Below are 17,609 nucleotides of genomic sequence, written 5' to 3'. Positions count from 1 at the left end.
TTACCATAGAACCTTACATTATTATAACGTATAAGTAGATAGAGAAATACTATGATTGACTATAGCAGGTTATTTAATTTTAAGAAGTACCAGATCTGTATTTCCTTTAGTGGTCAAAGAATTGAAATCGGTACTTGCCGTTTCACCCACCACCATTACACTTCCGTCCTCATTTTCAAGAATATCATATGCAAAATCGAGTCCGGATCCGCCAAATGATTTTTCCCAGACCAACGCTCCAAAACTGTTCGTTTTAACCACCCAAATATCATTCTCGCCATAATTAAACGAGCTGTCCTTGTCATCGCTTTTAGTATTACCGGTAATATAGAACCCACCATCTACACTTTGAACCACGGCTTGTGCCAGATCAAACTTGGTTCCACCATAGGTCTGCTCCCAAATTAGATTACCTTCCGCATCAATTTTTATCATCCACATATCAGACTCACCATGGTTGATCAATATATCTCCATTGTCACTAAAGGTATTGCCTACCACAACAAAACCATCATCTGCGGTTTTTGCTATATCATAAGCAACCTCAATACCATCACCACCAAAAGAATGCTCCCAAATTAAATTGCCAAATGAATCTACCTTTACCACCCAGAACTCATAACTACCATTGGTACTACTAACATCGTAATCATCACTTTCAGTAAAACCTGCCATTACAAAGCCACCATCATCACTTTGAACCACACTATGAGCACGATCATTATTAGTACCTCCAAAATAACCTCGCCACTGAATACTACCGTTTTCATCTATTTTAGTACCCCAAAATTCACCAACACCATGACTTGTTAAAGAGTTTCCTTTTTCTGTATTGCCATCATCTCTGGCAGAGGTAATATCTAAAAAACCCGTAAAAAAGTATCCACCTTGTGATGCTTCTAGAATATCGTACGAATGATCGTGTCCTGAAAAACCATAACTACTTTCCCACTCCAAACTGCCTTGCGCATCTAACTTTAAAATCCAGTTGTCATGAAACCCCTCATTATTACTAGCATCACCATCACTACTCATGGCATAACCCGTTAAAGCATAACCACCGTCACTTGTTTGAACTAAACTTTGACCGATATCGTCCATACTACCACCATAAGTTTTGTTCCATTGCAACACTCCGTTGGCATCAAATTTCAAAAACCAATAATCGTTCTCCTCTTCAAACTTTGAAGCAATATCGCCATCGATACTGCCGGTATACCCTAAAACGGCAAAACCGCCATCTGTTGTTTTAATAATGCTCTGTGCGCTTTCATTACCACTACCGCCAAAAATTTTGACCCAAGCCAACTCTCCCTCAAATTCAGTATTGAGACCCTGAAATGTAAGCTCCGCATCTTCTTTAGCACAAGAAAACAAGATACATAGCACTACACACAACAGCATTGGTCTTATCATTAGTTGGATTTTTTGATGATAAAGAAACCACTATTAATATCGCTTACAATAATATTAGCACTTTCAAAATAAGGGTAAACACTCCATACGCCTGCAAACTGCGTATTGTCATTTTCAGGATAGGTATCAAAATACCCCGTTTCAACAACTACGCTATTCTCAATATCAGAAATATCTAAAATTCGTACCCCGGCAGTATAATTGGCCAAGAAAAAATCATCTTGCAAAACATAACCATTATGATCAATGGCACTCGTAGGTCCTAAATATGTATGATGCAGTACAGGATTCTGTAAATCTGCCATATCAAAAATCAAGGTACGCGTTTGAAAACCTTGCCTAACCTCATCTAATTCATCACCAAGAATAAAATAACGATGGTCATCTGTAAACCAACCTTGGTGTGTATAACCAATATTTGGGTATGGCAACGTGGCCAGGGTTACGGGTGCATTCTTATCTGAAATATCTACTACCACTACCAAATCTTCATTAGCACCCACAAATATTTCAGCACCTTGAAAATCAGCATCAGGACCATTGTATGTAATTACCTGAGCATCGTGTGTATACCCGTTTAAGCCCCAACCACCTGCTAGTGATGGCTCTACAGGATTTTGAAGATCTAAAAAATGTACTCCGCCATTAAACTCATCATCTCTATCGGTACCAACCGGATAAGCAAAAGCAGTGGTTTCATTGATTACAATGTTATGCGCATTTCCAAGTCCGGTATAACGCCCATCTGCCGTAAACTCTTGGGGCACATTTGCAATATTTCGAAACCGCTTTAGGTCAAAAACCTGAACTCCATGATCGTTAGCTTCAGAGACCACATAAGCATAATCTTCAAAAACTTTTACATCCCTCCATGAACTGGCACTTGTTGCCGTTGGCAATTTTCCTAAATAAACAGGGTTTTCTGCGTTAGAAACATCAATAAAAACAGTACCGTTATCCAATCCCATTATAGCATATTCCTTACCGGTTTCGGTATCGGTCCAACCCCAAATATCATTAGCCTCATCCGCAGAAAAAATATCCAAAGACATATGCGCTACCAAATCATAACCGTTGCATGGGTATATACCTGCTAATCCGTTTTCACATGGTACAGTTCCAACCTCATCTGGCAAATTGGTAGGTGTTTCTTCTTCTAATTCATTTTCCAGATCAGCATCAATAGTATCATCTGAAGAACAACCTAAAAGCAAATAAAATGTTAAAACCCAAAGCAGTTTTTTCATGCAATCAATTTACAGTCAATACTTAAAGATACTAAATGCATTCATACAGAAGGTATTAAAACTGCCAAGCATTTAAAATTTAAAAGAATTCAAGTATCTTCATTACCAAATCAAACAACAACAACTTATGTCACAGAAAAAAATCAACGACAAAAAGAACACCCGCCGAAAATTTATGAAGAATACCGGTATGGCGGCAGCCGGTTTTATGATCGTACCAAGACATGTACTTGGAGGTACGGGTTATATTGCTCCAAGTGATAAATTAAACATTGCCGGTATTGGCGCAGGTGGTAAAGGCCAAAGTGATATTGCCTCTTTTGCCGAAAGCCCAAACGTAAATATTGTTTCGCTGTGTGATGTAGACAACAGACAGGCAGTTACCTCAAGAGAAGCTTTCCCAAAAGCAAGTTATTACAATGATTTTAGGGAAATGCTAGAGAAGGAAGGTAAAAATATAGATGCGGTATCTGTATCTACTCCCGACCATAACCATGCCGTTGCAGCTTACCAGGCAATGTCTATGGGCAAGCATGTGTATGTACAAAAACCGTTGACACATGACATTTGGGAAGCAAGAATGCTGACCGAAGCTGCAAAAAAATTCAAGGTAGTTACGCAAATGGGCAACCAAGGTGGTTCTGGCGATGGTGTACGTACCATGCAAGAAATTTATGATACAGGTATCATTGGAGAGGTACATACCGTAAAATGTTGGACAAATAGAGCTATTTGGCCTCAAGCATTACAAACACCAACCAAGAAAGACCGAATACCAAAAGGCCTGAATTGGGATCTTTGGTTAGGAACTGCCGCAATGCGAGATTATAATGACGCATATCTTCCGTTTGATTGGAGAGGTTGGTCAGATTTTGGAACAGGTGCTTTAGGCGACATGGCATGCCATATAATGGATCCGGTATATAGAATCTTACCAATTTTATATCCTGATACGGTTGAATGTAGTGTTTCTGATTCCTTCAGTGGTAATTTCCAATATAAAGATTACCCTAAGAGTTTCCCGAACTCCAGCAAAATACATTTAAGCTACCCAAGAACGGATGGCAAAGGAAAAATAAAGGTCACTTGGATGGATGGTGGATTATTACCAGAAAGACCAGAAGAACTAGGTGATGATGAAGCCTTAGGAAACTGGGATGGTGGCGTACTTTTCATTGGTACAAAAGGAAAATTAATGGCAGATTGCTATGGTGCAAATCCGCGTTTACTTCCATTGTCTTTAAACGAACAATTTGAAGTTGAACAAACCATTGCGCGGGTACCGGAAGGTCACTACCTACAATGGGTAAATGCATGTATGGCCGGTTACGGAAATGCAGAAACGAGTTCATCATTTGATTATGCAGGACCGTTTACAGAAAGTATCCTAATTGGTAACTTGGCATTAAAATCTTACTTTGAAGTAGATCCAACGGTAGAAAATCAAAGCTTCTGGGGTGGCGGAAAACAATACCACGGTAGAAAACGTCTACAATGGGATGCCGCCAATATGAAGATCACAAATTTTGAACCTGCAAACAAGTATGTAAGACGTACATACAGAGACGGGTATTCTTTAGGATAAGTCTTCAATTACCTTATAATATCAAAACTAAGACCGATGCTTTTCAGCTTCGGTCTTTTTTATGCCATACATCTTATTTTACTTCTTATTTTTGCAACATGCTAGAAGATAAAGAACAAGAAAGAACATCATTGGAAAAACTGGGTGAATTCGGACTCATAGAACATCTCACCAAAGGTTTTGAAATAAAACAAAAATCTACACTTAAAGGAATAGGTGACGATGCCACTGTTTTAGACTTCAAGGATAAAAAGACTATAGTAAGCACCGACCTTTTAATTGAAGGGGTTCATTTTGACCTTGCCTATATGCCATTAAAGCACTTGGGTTATAAGGCCATTATGGTCAACTTATCGGACATCTACGCCATGAACGCTACAGCTACACAGGTAACCATTTCCATTGCAGTTTCCAATAGGTTTCCTTTGGAAGCACTTGAAGAATTGTATGCAGGTGTGGCAACAGCCTGTAAAACGTACAATGTTGACTTGGTAGGTGGTGACACCACATCTTCCAAGACCGGATTAATGATCAGTGTTACCGCTTTAGGTATCGCCAATGAAGAAGATATAGCATACCGATCAGGTGCAAAGCCAAATGACCTACTGGTAGTAACAGGTGATTTAGGTGCCGCATATATGGGGCTACAAGTATTGGAGCGCGAAAAAGAGGTTTTTAAAGTAAACCCGAACAGTCAGCCCGATTTAGAACCCTATTCTTATATCGTTGAGCGACAGTTGAAACCAGAAGCGAGAAAAGACATTCCAGAGTTATTAAAACAACTGGAAGTTCACCCAACATCAATGATAGATATTAGTGACGGACTTTCATCTGAAATTCTGCATTTAAGTAAGAGTAGCGGACTGGGTATAGATCTGTACGAAGATAAAATTCCGTTAGACCCAACAGTAATATCTGCTTGTGAAGAATTCAAGATAGACAGTACGCTTGTAGCGTTAAGTGGTGGTGAGGATTATGAATTATTGTTCACTATTGACCAAAAAGAATTCCCAAAAATTAAAGGCAATCCTAACCTTACCGTCATAGGGCATACCACGGGAAAAGACGAAGGGGCTTACTTAATTTCTAGGAATAATACTAAGATTCCGCTAACCGCACAGGGTTGGAATTCATTTGACTAACAAATACCCAAATTTATGCTACCTGTTGCTGTGTAGCTGTATGTCTTCTTTGATAAATATGTTCTAACGTTCTATTGATATCTTGTAACTCGGGAGTTAAAATTGATAAATTGCCACTTACATCGGTAGTAACTTCTTTTTGACAGTGAATACATTTGTATTCTTTAATGTGAGATGTCACTTTTTTGGAGATTGTGTAGTGATGGCCGAAGATGCTGCAGAATATTTTTTTCATGCTGTAGGTTTTATTGCAAGAATTCCGATTTGGGTAATCGAGAAAATGCGGTTAATATATTAGGTTGAAACTCAAGGAAATTAGCATACGCTTATTTTCCTATTGTTAAAGTACTGTATATTAACCGACTGAACCACTAATTGTTGTGAGTTTTACCTAACCTGTTGTCAATGCGCTTTTTTTTGCTGTTTCAGAAAATGAAAAACCTTGGCTTGCCTGTTTTTTAATAATCTTTCACGTAATTTGTATCTATGTTTAAAAAGAAGGAAACCCTAGTAACCGCCTTTGCCTTATTCTCTCTTTTTTTTGGAGCGGGCAACCTTATTCTACCTCCATTATTAGGTTTTAATTCTGGAAATCAATGGCTAATCGTTACAATTGGTTTTGGGTTGTCTGCCGTAGCCATTCCCGTTCTTGGTATTTTGGCACATGCAAAACTACAAGGCACCCTTATCGATTTTGGAAACAAGGTATCACCGACATTTAGTCTCATCTATGCATTTTTTATTTATGCCATTGCCATAGCATTACCTAGCCCTAGAACAGCTTCGGTAACCCACGAAATGGCAATTCAACCCTATTGGGAGATATCATCTTGGTTTACTAGCAGCGTTTATTTTGCATTGGTTTTATTGTTCGCATTAAACCGTTCTAAAATATTAAATATACTAGGGAAGATTTTAACTCCTGCTATCATCGTTATACTGCTATTGATCATTGGCATAACCGTTTTCTCTTTTCCGTTCGATTTTGGAAACACGACAATCGCAAGTCCGTTCACCAACGGAATATTAGAAGGGTACCAAACATTCGATGCCATAGGCGCTGTGGTCGTAGGCGGGGTAATCATCATATCTATCAATCTAAAATATGTTAATGCATCATATGACGACAAGAAAACATTGATCAGAAACGCTGCTTGGTTTGCTGGTTTAGCGTTGTTCTTAATTTATATGGGCTTAATTCTTTCAGGCGCATTGTCTCACACAGCTTTTAATACAGATACCACTAGAACAGAAATATTATCTGGCTTGGCAAAACAGAGTTTGGGCAACATAGGCAATTTGTTTTTAAGTATTCTAGTAGGGTTGGCATGCTTTACCACCGCAGTAGGTATTGTTACCGGTACGGCAGATTTTGTTGCATCGAGATTTCATGAATCTAAAAAAGTATATACCCTAATGGCAGTTATAGGTAGTTTATTGGGTGTATTAATGGGTCAATTTAATGTAGCTTACATCATTGCGGTAGCCATACCCTCTCTAATGTTTATTTACCCCATAACGATTATCCTTATTTTACTGAATGTAGTGCCGGATAAATATGCATCAGTTTTAGTTTTCAGAGCGGTTACGATTACCACCATATTATTTAGTATACCCGACTTTTTAGGAAGTATAAGTGCTTTGGCACCTGCAGCAAACACTTTTTCGTGGATTCCGCTTCAGCAGTATAGTTTGGGGTGGGTATTGCCAGCACTATTGGTATTTGTTCTGACCAATCTCTTAGCCAGAACAAATACTAATTAAAGTGATATTCTAGAATTCAATTTCCAAACTAATGGGGCAATGATCACTGCCCATGATCTGATCATGAATTTCGGAAGATTTCACCTTGTCCCAAATAGATTCACTTACCAAAAAGTAATCTAAACGCCAACCTACATTTCTACCACGTGCACCACCTCTTGCACTCCAAAAAGTATATTTATCAAATGTTGTTGGGTGTAGGGTTCTAAAGCTATCTACTAAATTGACTTCCTTTAACATGTTGTCAAACCCATCAATCTCCACTTGTGTAAATCCTGATGTTTTATTGTAATTGCTTTTTGGGTTCGCCAAATCGTTCTCGGTATGTGCCACGTTAAAATCGCCGGTAATGATCAATGGTTTAGTCTTCGACAATTCTTTTAGGTAATTGGTAAAGTCTTTGTCCCATCCTGCACGGTAATCCAATCTTTTTAATCCGCTACCACTATTAGGAATATACACATTTACTAAATGGAAGTGCTCATATTCCGCATGTGTAATTCTTCCTTCCAAATCATGAAGTGCTACACCCATGTTTTTATTAAAGGCAACCGGTTTTTCTTTTGATAGAATACCTGTACCCGAGTAGCCTTTTCTTTCGGCACTGTTGCTATACAGTTCATAATCTGTAATTTCTTTCAATGCTTCGGCAACCTGATCATCTTGAGCCTTTGTCTCTTGCACACAAAACACATCGGCACCAAAATCTTTTACGATATCTTCAAAACCCTTTTTTACGGATGCCCGTATACCATTCACATTCCACGATACTAATTTCATGCCAGCTCTTATTTGTTCATTAGTTCTTCAATTTCATCTGCCTTGATCGGTATATTTGCCATCAAGTTAAAAGGTTCTCCATTTTCTTGAATAACCACATCGTCTTCTAAACGGATTCCCATATTTTCTGCAGGAATATAAATACCCGGTTCTACAGTAAATACCATATTTGCTTTCATAGGTGTTTTCAACGCTCCGTAATCATGCGTATTTAAACCAATGTGGTGACTGGTTCCGTGCATAAAGTACTTTTTGTATGCTGGCCATTCTGGGTTCTCATTCTGCACATCTGCCTTATCCAATAACCCAAGTCCTAACAATTCAGAGGTCATTAGTTTACCACATTCTATATGATATTCTGCCCAAAGCGTACCAGGTACCAACATTTTGGTAGCCTCGTCCTTTACTCGCAATACGGCATTATAAACTTCTTTTTGTCTTTTAGTGAATGTACCGCTTACAGGAATAGTTCTTGTAAGGTCACTTGAATAGTTTGCATATTCGGCAGCAGTATCCATCAAAATTAAATCGCCCGCATTACACGGCTTATTATTCTCTAAATAATGCAACACATTGGCATTGTTACCAGACGCTATAATCGGCGGATAAGCAAATCCTTTAGATTTGTTACGTACAAATTCATGCAGTAATTCGGCTTCAATTTCATACTCCATTACTCCCGGTTTCACAAAACTGAGTAATCTACGGAAACCTTTTTCGGTAATATTACATGCAGTTTGCATAATATCGATTTCCTCTGGTTCCTTAATTCCTCTAATTTCTTGAAGAATTGGGTTACTCTTGGCAACTTTATGAGCTGGATATTCTCGCTTGCATTTTTTTATAAATCGGTCTTCACGCGTCTGCGTTTCTACTGCTTGTCTATAATGTTCGTTGGTATTAAAGTATATCGTTTCTGCCTCGGTCATTAGGTCAAAGAAAATCTTATCGAAATCTTGTAACCAACAAACGGTTTCAATACCTGATACTTCTGTAGCCTTTTCCTTGGTCAATTTTTCTCCTTCCCAAATAGCAATATGTTCGTTTGTTTCACGAACAAACAGAATTTCGCGATGCTTTTTGTTGATGGCATCGGGAAACAGTACTAATATGGTTTCTTCCTGATCTGCCCCAGAAAGGTAAAAGATATCTCTATGTTGCTCAAAAGGTAAAACGCTATCCGCTCCTATTGGGTAAATATCATTTGAATTAAAAACGGCAATGCTTTTAGGTTGCATGCGGTCCATAAACTTCTTGCGGTTCTTAATAAATAGGGAGTTAGGTATTTGATCGTATTTCATGAATTTTTATTTTGACATAAAATTACGCATTATGTGTTGTTTCCTTAAAAAATAGGGCATGGAATTATAAAATTTACAAGTCAGCAACGGTTCTTTCTTAGCAACAAATTAGCTAACTTGTATACCTAAACCAAACTACGTACAACTCATGAAAAAAATCGCTTACCTCATCATAGGTGCACTTTGTCTACAGGCATGTTCAGAAGCTAAAAAAGAAGAATCACAAGCCGAGCTCTTTGCAAGAATTGACACGGAAATTAAGCAAAACTCCAAAGGCTATAGCACACTAAAAGAAGCTACGGAAACCATTGGTCACAGATTAACGGGATCAACTAATGGTGCCAAAGCAGAAGAGTACACCTACAACAAATTCAAGGAATACGGTTTTGAGGACGTTGAATACCAAACCTTTGAAGTTGAAGCTTGGGCAAGAGGTGATGTTTCTTTAACAATTAACGATGAAGATGTCAAAGTTGTGACTTTGGGTCATGCCCCTGTAGAGGCACATATTACCGGAGAAATAATAGATATGGGCAATGGTCTTGATGCTGACTATGCCGCAAACCCAGACGCCGTAAAAGGAAAAATCTCACTAGTATATATTAATATTTTACCAGGAAGTGAAGAAGGACTTACCAATTTGCATCGTAGTGAAAAAACTGCTTTAGCCATAAAGTATGGTGCAATTGGCATCATCATTATAAACCAGGTGGATAATGGTGTTTTGTTAACGGGTACTGCATCCGTTACCGGAGAATTGATTCCAATTCCTGCGGTATGTATTGGAAAAGAAGACGGTATGGCATTGAAGGAAACTTTAAAAACCAAAAAAGCTACTGCCAAAATTGATATGACCAATACGAGCGATATTATTAAGGCAAGAAACGTTGTAGCAACATTACCTGGTTCAGAAATTCCGCAGGAAGAAATTGTAATTGGCGGACATTTAGATTCATGGGATCTAGCAACTGGCGCTATTGATAATGGTATTGGTTCTTTTGCGGTTATAGATATTGCAAGAGCGTTCAAAGCAAATAACCTTCACCCAAAACGAACCGTAAAGTTTGTCATGTTCATGGGAGAAGAACAAGGACTGCTTGGATCTAAATATTTAGTGGAACAGGCTATTGAAAACAATACGATAGACAACATCAAATACATGATGAATTTAGATATGTCTGGCAACCCTATTGGCATGAACGCTGGCGGACAGTTAGATAACGAACAGTTCTTTAAAGATTTGGGCGCAGCCATTCAGCAACAAGACACTATTTATGAGAATAAATTTTCCAATAGATCAGGCTTGCACAGTGATCACCAACCATTTATGTTAGAAGGTGTTCCAATTTTATCTGTACACAGTAATCTAGACCGTTCAATTTATGGATGCTACCATTCTGATTGTGACGATTTTCATTTGGTAAATGAAGACCACATGAAAAACACGGCTCGTTTTGGCACTATGATGTTATATGCCCTTGCAAATGCCGATACCTTACCTGCCACTAAAATGGATAGCGAAACCACAAAAGAATTTATGATCAAAAATAATTTAAAAGAGAAGTTGATCATTGGTAACGAATGGAAATGGGAAGAATAATTCCGTTAAAAAGAATACTAAAGAGGCAGGGTATTGTACTCTCAATACTCTGCTTTTCATTTATAGTAGGATGCTCTCAGCAACCCAACGAAGAACCAGTAGATTATTTTACTATTGTAAGACCTGAATATACGGGCAAACTGGCATACGAGACCACAGATTTTGTAGAAGACTATTGGCGCGTTGTTGGCAACACCGGATTCAATAAAACCATTTACCTCATTGCCGATAGTTTAGAAGCTTCGGGTTATATTTTAGAGGAAAAAGCGAAAGAAAACGACCGATTTACCTATCGTATTGAAAAAAGGTCTATGACCCACCAAACCTGGGAACCTGTATCTGCCTTTTTACAAATTGTCGGTGCCGACAAACCTTTGTTGCTTTCTGACACCAATCGTAACATGACCTATTTAAATTCGGTTTCTACGCCTAAAAAAGGACTAAAAACCGAAGTGGTTTGGGTAAAATCCTTAAAGGATTTAAAGTCCGTTTCTTTAAAAGGAAAAGTTGTATTTGCAGAAATAAGTGCTCGTAAATTGTATAAAACGGCAATTAGCGAAGGTGCCATTGGCATACTGACCTATGACAATCCTGCATATTTACAGCCAGAAAAAAACACTACTTCTATACAATTTAGAAGTCTTCCTTCTCAAAATGATGGCAATTTTTGGGGCATTGCACTATCCTACGAAGCAAAAGAGAAATTGGCAGCAGCACTTAACAAAGGTACTACCGAAATTCTAGTAAATATTCAAACGAAAAGATACCCATCCGAAGAACTAACTATTGTTGCAGATATTAAGGGTAATGAACTACCTTATGAGCGTTTGGTGTACAGTGCACATGTTCAAGAACCAGGGGCAAATGACAATGCCACCGGGGTTGGTACACAATTGGAAATGGCTAGAACTGCAGCCAGATTATTTGCTGAAGGTAAAATTGACTTTAAACGAACAATGGCCTTTTTATGGGGCGATGAAATTATTTCTACCAGACGGTATATTCAAGAAGATGCCCAACGTGCCAATGGAATCAAATGGGGAATTAGCCTGGATATGGTAGGTGAAAATACTTCAGTAACTGGCGGAACTTTCTTGATTGAAAAAATGCCCGACCCAAGTGCCATTTGGACTCGCGGAAAAGATAAGCACAGTGAATGGGGCGGTGAGGTTTTAAAATTAGCGGATATGAAACCCCACTATCTCAATGATTTTATTATTTCAAACTTTAAAAAACAAGGAGAATATGCCAATTGGGTGGTAGAAACCAATCCTTTTAAAGGTGGCAGTGATCATACTCCGTTTTTACAGGCTGATATACCCGGACTTCTACTTTGGCATTTTACAGACCAGTTTTACCATACCGATAATGACCGTATTGACAAAGTCTCCCAAGAAACCATGAAAAATGTAGGTACAGCAGCATTGGTTAGCGGATTGGAATTGGTGAATTCTGACGCAGCTTTTGCCTTAAGTCAAATTTCAAATCTAAAACGGAAGGCATTTGAACGTTTAGAAAATGAATTTCAATTGAGTTTAACTGCCATAGAAAGCGGTAAAGATCTTGAAGATGAAATCGCAATTCTTAACGCTTGGGAAGATTGGTACACAAAAGCCATCTTAACCGTAAATGATGCTTTGCCAAATCCTAAAACAGCAGTGGAAAAAGACATTAAAAAAGCAAACGTATCAATAAAATCAAAAACAAAGGAATTGGTTAGTCGATTAAAAACCGCCTCTCAAAACTAATCAGTAACTTACCGTCAGTAGTATAAAAACATAAAAATGAAACAATTTTACCTATTATTACTCGCCAGTATCTCAATAGCATCGGCACAAATACAGCCTACCTCATCACAAAAAATTGATGCCTCGTTAAAAGCGAAAAAAGCTATGGATGCCAATTCTTTGGTAAAGAACATTCCATTAAAGAATATTGGTCCGTCTGTAATGAGTGGTCGTGTAGTAGATTTAGCGGTCAATGAAGATAACCCAACGGAATATTACGTAGCATATGCTTCCGGTGGTTTATGGTATACCAATAATAACGGTAATTCTTTTACTCCAATAATGGATGACACCGAAACTCAAAACCTAGGCGACATTGCAGTACATTGGCAAAGCGGTACTATTTGGGTGGGTACCGGAGAAAATAACTCATCACGTTCTTCTTATGCCGGTATAGGCATATTAAAATCTACGGATAAAGGTAAAACATGGCAGCATATGGGCTTGCCAGACTCTCACCATATTGGGCGCATTATTGTAAATCCGGATAATGCAAACGAAGTAACCGTTGGCGTATTAGGTCATTTATATACTACGAATAAAGAACGTGGTATTTACAAAACTACAGACGGTGGTAAAACATGGAAAAATACCTTATACATTGATGAAAATACCGGTATTATAGACGTTGCCGCTTCACCAAATAATTTTGACATTCAATATGCAGCTGCTTGGCAAAAAGATAGAAAAGCTTGGGATTTTATTGGAAACGGACAAGGTTCTGGCATTTATAAAAGTACCGATGCGGGTACAACCTGGACTAAAATCTCCACTCCGACCAGTGGTTTTCCTACTGGAGACGGAATAGGTAGAATTGGTTTAGCCGTTTTTGACGATAATACACTATATGCCGTTCATGACAATCAGTTTAGACGAGAGAAATCCAAAGAAAAGAAAGATAAACCATCGGGCTTAACAAAAGACGACTTTAAATCACTCTCTAAAGAACAGTTTTTAGACTTGAACGATAAAGACCTGAACGAGTTTTTAAAGACCAATAATTTTCATGAAAAATATAGAGCTGCCAATGTTAAACAAATGGTTCGTAGCAATGTAGTACAGCCCACAGATCTAGCCTTGTATTTAGAGGACGCTAACAGCATGCTATTTGACACGCCCGTTATTGGTGCAGAGGTCTACCGTAGTAATGATGGCGGAAAAAGTTGGACAAAGCAAAATGAAGAGTATATAGATGACCTTTTCTATAGCTACGGATATTATTTTGCCCAAATTAATGTAGACCCGAATAATGTTGATGCCATTTATTTGGCAGGTGTACCTATAATTGCTTCTAAAGATGGTGGTAAAACCTACACCTCTATCCATGGGGATAATGTACATGCCGACCACCATGCGTTATGGATCAATCCCAAATTACCAGGTAACCTTATCAATGGAAACGACGGTGGTGTCAATACCAGTTATGATGATGGTAAAAATTGGTTCAAGAACAACTCGCCCACTGTTGGTCAATTCTATGCCATTGCCGTAGATAATGAAAAACCATATAACGTTTATGGCGGATTACAGGATAACGGAGTATGGATGGGACCTCATAATGCCGAAGAAAATAGCGAGTGGCACCAAACAGGTCAATACCCTTGGACATCTATTTTAGGTGGCGATGGTATGCAGGTAGAAATTGATAACCGCAATGCTAACATTGTTTATACCGGTTATCAATTTGGAAATTATTTTAGAATAGATTTAGAAAAGGATAAACGAAAGTATATTCAACCAAAACATGAGTTAGGCGAAGCTCCTTATCGTTTTAATTGGCAAAGCCCCATTCTGCTTTCTCCCCATAATCAAGACATACTTTACATGGGAAGCAACAAACTGCATCGCTCCTTAAATAAAGGAGATACTTGGGAAACTATTTCTAGCGATTTAACCCAAGGCGGTAAGTCCGGTAATGTAGCGTACGGTACACTTACGACTATTTCTGAATCCCCGTTTAAATTCGGATTGATGTATACCGGTAGCGATGATGGTTTAATTCAACGAACGGATAACGGTGGCGGCAATTGGGTAGAATTATCAAAAAATCTGCCCCAAAATTTATGGGTAAGTAGGGTTATCGCTTCACAACATAATAAAAACAGAGTGTATGCCACATTGAACGGTTACCGTTCAGATGATTTTACACCTTATGTATATGTAAGTGAGGACAAAGGAATAACTTGGAAAAGTATTTCCAATAACATACCTACCTCCTCTGTCAATGTAATTACCGAAGACCCCGAAAACGAAAACCTCTTATTCGTTGGTACGGATAATGGATTGTATGTGACATTGGATAGAGGAGCTACTTGGCAATCTTTTCAAAATGGGATGCCCTATGTAGCCGTTCATGATTTGGTAATACAAAAAGACGCCAAGGACCTAATTGTTGGTACGCATGGTAGAAGTCTATACAAAGCTGATATTTCTGCGCTTCAAAAATTGACCGATGCTGTGCTGAATAAAGATCTACATGTATACGCCTTAGAAAACATAAAGCATTCCACACGCTGGGGCAATTCATGGAGTTCATGGTCAAAACCAAGAACACCCGGTTTGGACATTACTTTTTATTCTGACAGTGATGATGTATACCAAGCCAAAATACTATCATCAGATGATATTGTGGTAAGCGAAACTGAAATCATTGCCAATAAAGGCTTAAACATCTTATCATATGATGTATCTTTTTCTAAAATAGGGAAGATAAATTACCTTAAAAAACACAAGACCGTTTTAAAGCAAGCCGATAACGGCAGCACCTATCTACCTAAAGGCACATATACCGCTGAGATTAAAGGAAATGGTACTGATGAAAAGGTAACTTTTGATATAGAATAGCAAAATGAAAATAACCGATTGGAACGAACTGCCAGATTTGGGCGTAAGTCATAATCCTGAAATAAAGAAAAGAACATTGATCGCACGTGGTGAAATTCCTCAATTAATGATGTACGGTACCGCTGTATTTAAACCAGGTCAAAAAGTAGAGCTTCATAAACATGATACCATGTACGAGGTTTTTCACATACAGACCGGTAAAGCCGTGTTTACTATTTCCGGGAAAGAATATCAAGTTGGTCCAGGAAAATGTATCACCATTGCCCCTGGAGAAATACATGGTCAACATAACCCGTTTGACAATGATGTCACTTGGACCTATTTTGGTATTGCTACAGATTAAGCTTTAAAAATTATGGAACTGACCTTAGGTATACCCGCTTTATTATTTCCGGCTATTTCGTTAACCATGCTAGCATACAATGCCCGGTATTTGGCTATTGCCGCCTTAATTAGACAATTACATCAAAAGTACCAAGAAACCTCCTCTGAATCTATTGGCCTACAGGTGCAAAAATTGCGCAAACGACTTACGATAATTAAAAATATGCAGGCCACGGCGATCTTCAGTTTTTTATTGGCTGTAATTACTATGACCCTAATCTATGTAGAACTTTCATTTTGGGCTAATTTGATATTTAGCATTAGCTTGTTTGCTTTAATGGTGTCTTTGGTCTTATCATTGATCGAAGTTCAGTTATCGACAAAAGCATTGGAAATTCAGTTAAAGGATATGGAGAAATCGTAGACCTAAACCGCACAAGAACTCCCAACTAATTACCTTACCGTTCATCGATGTTTTTATTAGCTATTTAAGTAATATCCAGTATCTTTGCCGTCCGATAATCAATAGGCATGAAAAAAATTCGAGATCTCGAATTAATTAATCAGATCCGGGAAATAAGGGAATTTGAATTTGGCGTATTCTATTTCTTTAAAGGGGGTATTGTAATATCTGAAATGCACGAAGGTGTTCTATTTAAATGGGACAACGCAAAAAAAGCTGTCTATGCCGCCCAAGAAATCTATGATGACCATATTCCTTTAATTTATATCGCCAATAGAATCAATAGATATCATGTAGCTCCATTCGATTGGTTCAAGTTTTATAAAAATCGTTTCGATATGCAACATATCGCTGCCGTTGGACCGTTAAAAGGTCATGCTTTAAGCTTATTAATTAAAAAATTAATCTTTCCAAAAAGGATCAAAAACTTTACAGATTTGGACAAGGCTGTCGCTTGGGCCATCGAAATTTCTGAAAAATCTGCAGAATTTGTAAAATAACATTTCAACTTTTGTTGAAAGATTGATTATTTGAAAGCCTGATTTACAAAAAAATCTTAAACATCATCAAAATTGATTTTATAATCAATCTAAATAGACATACTAAAACCTGTTAATTCTTGTTAATAACTGGCGTGTGATGTAAATTCGCATATAAAATTATCAACTAATGAGCGGATTTTTTAAATCTTCGATTGGTAGAAAGTACGCAATGGCACTTTCTGCTTTCTTTTTAATGTTTTTTCTACTTCAGCATTTTGCAATTAACATTTTATCGGTTTTCAGTCCAGATGCCTTCAACGAGGCTTCACATTTTATGGGTACATTTTGGGCCGTGCAATATGTGTTGCAACCTGTCTTAATTTTTGGCGTAGTGTACCACTTTGTTATGGGGTTCATTTTAGAAGCTAGAAACAGAAGTGCCAGAGTAAAAAAATATGCAAAAAACAATGGTGCTGCCAATTCATCATGGATGAGCCGTAATATGATCTACAGCGGTTTGTGTATTTTGGCATTTTTAGTACTTCACTTTATTGATTTCTGGATTCCAGAAATCAATACTAAATATATTCAAGGCGACATGTCTGGATTATTGGGTAATGGTGAAGGCTTTCGTTATTATGAGGAACTTGCCCATAAATTTGAAAGTCCATTACGTGTAGGCGCATATGTAATCGCCTTCATATTCTTATCGTTACACCTTATGCACGGCTTTAGTTCTGCATTTCAGTCTGCCGGTGCAACTAGCATGAGAAAAGAGAAATTACAATTGTTTGGTAAAGCGTATGCCATAATAATTCCGTTAGGATTTATTTTCATTGCACTTTTTCATCATTTTAATCATCATTAATACCTA

The 17,609-nt window shown here is 37.9% G+C and carries 15 protein-coding genes; 10 read left to right on the top strand and 5 right to left on the bottom strand.

Annotated elements, in window-relative coordinates; all coding sequences use genetic code 11:
- Positions 1–69: 69 nt before the first annotated feature.
- On the bottom strand, positions 70–1,416 hold the full coding sequence (locus tag DCS95_RS15565; RefSeq protein WP_244178470.1) for a hypothetical protein: 1,347 nt from the start codon (positions 1,414–1,416) through the stop codon (positions 70–72).
- Positions 1,416–2,663 carry a choice-of-anchor B family protein gene (locus DCS95_RS15560; RefSeq protein WP_116771684.1) on the bottom strand — a complete coding sequence of 416 codons (1,248 nt, stop codon included), beginning with the start codon at positions 2,661–2,663 and terminating at the stop codon, positions 1,416–1,418. Before DCS95_RS15560 ends, DCS95_RS15565 begins: the two co-directional genes overlap by 1 nt.
- 127 nt (positions 2,664–2,790) lie before the next feature.
- On the opposite strand from DCS95_RS15560, the gene DCS95_RS15555 reads away from it, so the two are divergent.
- Together DCS95_RS15555 and thiL are read left to right on the top strand one after the other, a co-directional pair.
- Complete coding sequence (locus DCS95_RS15555; protein ID WP_116771683.1) at positions 2,791–4,248, top strand: Gfo/Idh/MocA family protein; 1,458 nt, start codon at positions 2,791–2,793, stop codon at positions 4,246–4,248.
- 98 nt (positions 4,249–4,346) lie between these two features.
- Complete coding sequence (gene thiL / locus DCS95_RS15550) at positions 4,347–5,390, top strand: thiamine-phosphate kinase (protein ID WP_116771682.1); 1,044 nt, start codon at positions 4,347–4,349, stop codon at positions 5,388–5,390.
- Between the two features lie 13 nt (positions 5,391–5,403).
- Here the strand turns inward: thiL and DCS95_RS15545 are convergent, their stop codons facing one another.
- On the bottom strand, positions 5,404–5,571 hold the full coding sequence (locus DCS95_RS15545) for a hypothetical protein (RefSeq protein WP_317164585.1): 168 nt from the start codon (positions 5,569–5,571) through the stop codon (positions 5,404–5,406).
- Between the two features lie 305 nt (positions 5,572–5,876).
- Here DCS95_RS15545 and DCS95_RS15540 point away from each other — a divergent pair, with 305 nt between their 5' ends.
- Complete coding sequence (locus tag DCS95_RS15540; RefSeq protein ID WP_116771680.1) at positions 5,877–7,154, top strand: branched-chain amino acid transport system II carrier protein; 1,278 nt, start codon at positions 5,877–5,879, stop codon at positions 7,152–7,154.
- A 9-nt stretch (positions 7,155–7,163) separates the two neighbouring features.
- Here the strand turns inward: DCS95_RS15540 and DCS95_RS15535 are convergent, their stop codons facing one another.
- Together DCS95_RS15535 and DCS95_RS15530 are read right to left on the bottom strand one after the other, a co-directional pair.
- A complete protein-coding gene (locus DCS95_RS15535) occupies positions 7,164–7,934 on the bottom strand; it encodes an exodeoxyribonuclease III (RefSeq protein ID WP_116771679.1) in 771 nt (256 codons plus the stop codon).
- 8 nt (positions 7,935–7,942) lie between these two features.
- Positions 7,943–9,235, bottom strand: a complete 1,293-nt coding sequence (locus DCS95_RS15530; RefSeq protein WP_116771678.1) for an aminopeptidase P family protein — start codon at positions 9,233–9,235, stop codon at positions 7,943–7,945.
- A gap of 148 nt (positions 9,236–9,383) precedes the next feature.
- Between DCS95_RS15530 and DCS95_RS15525 the strand changes: the two genes are divergently transcribed.
- The 7 genes from DCS95_RS15525 (at position 9,384) to DCS95_RS15495 (ending at position 17,603) form a co-directional block, all read left to right on the top strand.
- Positions 9,384–10,835 carry a M20/M25/M40 family metallo-hydrolase gene (locus DCS95_RS15525; RefSeq protein WP_116771677.1) on the top strand — a complete coding sequence of 484 codons (1,452 nt, stop codon included), beginning with the start codon at positions 9,384–9,386 and terminating at the stop codon, positions 10,833–10,835.
- A complete protein-coding gene (locus DCS95_RS15520) occupies positions 10,823–12,583 on the top strand; it encodes a M28 family peptidase (RefSeq protein ID WP_116771740.1) in 1,761 nt (586 codons plus the stop codon). The genes DCS95_RS15525 and DCS95_RS15520 overlap by 13 nt, the downstream gene beginning before the upstream one ends.
- 36 nt (positions 12,584–12,619) lie before the next feature.
- Positions 12,620–15,466 (top strand): VPS10 domain-containing protein, encoded by a 2,847-nt coding sequence (locus DCS95_RS15515; protein WP_116771676.1) that lies wholly within the window; start codon positions 12,620–12,622, stop codon positions 15,464–15,466.
- A gap of 4 nt (positions 15,467–15,470) precedes the next feature.
- Positions 15,471–15,809 carry a cupin domain-containing protein gene (locus DCS95_RS15510; protein WP_116771675.1) on the top strand — a complete coding sequence of 113 codons (339 nt, stop codon included), beginning with the start codon at positions 15,471–15,473 and terminating at the stop codon, positions 15,807–15,809.
- Positions 15,810–15,821: 12 nt separating this feature from the next.
- A complete protein-coding gene (locus DCS95_RS15505; RefSeq protein WP_116771674.1) occupies positions 15,822–16,214 on the top strand; it encodes a DUF2721 domain-containing protein in 393 nt (130 codons plus the stop codon).
- A gap of 107 nt (positions 16,215–16,321) precedes the next feature.
- On the top strand, positions 16,322–16,753 hold the full coding sequence (locus DCS95_RS15500) for a hypothetical protein (protein ID WP_116771673.1): 432 nt from the start codon (positions 16,322–16,324) through the stop codon (positions 16,751–16,753).
- 169 nt (positions 16,754–16,922) lie between these two features.
- Positions 16,923–17,603: a succinate dehydrogenase cytochrome b subunit gene (locus DCS95_RS15495; RefSeq protein ID WP_116771672.1), complete on the top strand. Its 681-nt coding sequence runs from the start codon at positions 16,923–16,925 to the stop codon at positions 17,601–17,603.
- The last annotated feature ends 6 nt before the right edge of the window (positions 17,604–17,609 follow it).

Origin of the sequence: Maribacter litoralis, assembly GCF_003075045.1 — a bacterium.
GTDB lineage: Bacteria > Bacteroidota > Bacteroidia > Flavobacteriales > Flavobacteriaceae > Maribacter > Maribacter litoralis.
The sequence above is the reverse complement of the archived record's forward strand: the minus strand, read 5'-3'. Positions and strand labels throughout refer to the sequence as shown.

Bases quoted from the DNA above. Each gene is read 5' to 3' on its own strand.
- DCS95_RS15520 (WP_116771740.1), top strand. From the start codon at position 10,823: ATGGGAAGAATAATTCCGTTAAAAAGAATACTAAAGAGGCAGGGTATT.
- DCS95_RS15565 (WP_244178470.1), bottom strand. From the start codon at position 1,416: ATGATAAGACCAATGCTGTTGTGTGTAGTGCTATGTATCTTGTTTTCT.
- DCS95_RS15555 (WP_116771683.1), top strand. From the start codon at position 2,791: ATGTCACAGAAAAAAATCAACGACAAAAAGAACACCCGCCGAAAATTT.
- thiL (WP_116771682.1), top strand. From the start codon at position 4,347: ATGCTAGAAGATAAAGAACAAGAAAGAACATCATTGGAAAAACTGGGT.
- DCS95_RS15525 (WP_116771677.1), top strand. From the start codon at position 9,384: ATGAAAAAAATCGCTTACCTCATCATAGGTGCACTTTGTCTACAGGCA.
- DCS95_RS15510 (WP_116771675.1), top strand. From the start codon at position 15,471: ATGAAAATAACCGATTGGAACGAACTGCCAGATTTGGGCGTAAGTCAT.
- DCS95_RS15500 (WP_116771673.1), top strand. From the start codon at position 16,322: ATGAAAAAAATTCGAGATCTCGAATTAATTAATCAGATCCGGGAAATA.
- DCS95_RS15505 (WP_116771674.1), top strand. From the start codon at position 15,822: ATGGAACTGACCTTAGGTATACCCGCTTTATTATTTCCGGCTATTTCG.
- DCS95_RS15515 (WP_116771676.1), top strand. From the start codon at position 12,620: ATGAAACAATTTTACCTATTATTACTCGCCAGTATCTCAATAGCATCG.
- DCS95_RS15560 (WP_116771684.1), bottom strand. From the start codon at position 2,663: ATGAAAAAACTGCTTTGGGTTTTAACATTTTATTTGCTTTTAGGTTGT.
- DCS95_RS15535 (WP_116771679.1), bottom strand. From the start codon at position 7,934: ATGAAATTAGTATCGTGGAATGTGAATGGTATACGGGCATCCGTAAAA.
- DCS95_RS15495 (WP_116771672.1), top strand. From the start codon at position 16,923: ATGAGCGGATTTTTTAAATCTTCGATTGGTAGAAAGTACGCAATGGCA.
- DCS95_RS15540 (WP_116771680.1), top strand. From the start codon at position 5,877: ATGTTTAAAAAGAAGGAAACCCTAGTAACCGCCTTTGCCTTATTCTCT.
- DCS95_RS15530 (WP_116771678.1), bottom strand. From the start codon at position 9,235: ATGAAATACGATCAAATACCTAACTCCCTATTTATTAAGAACCGCAAG.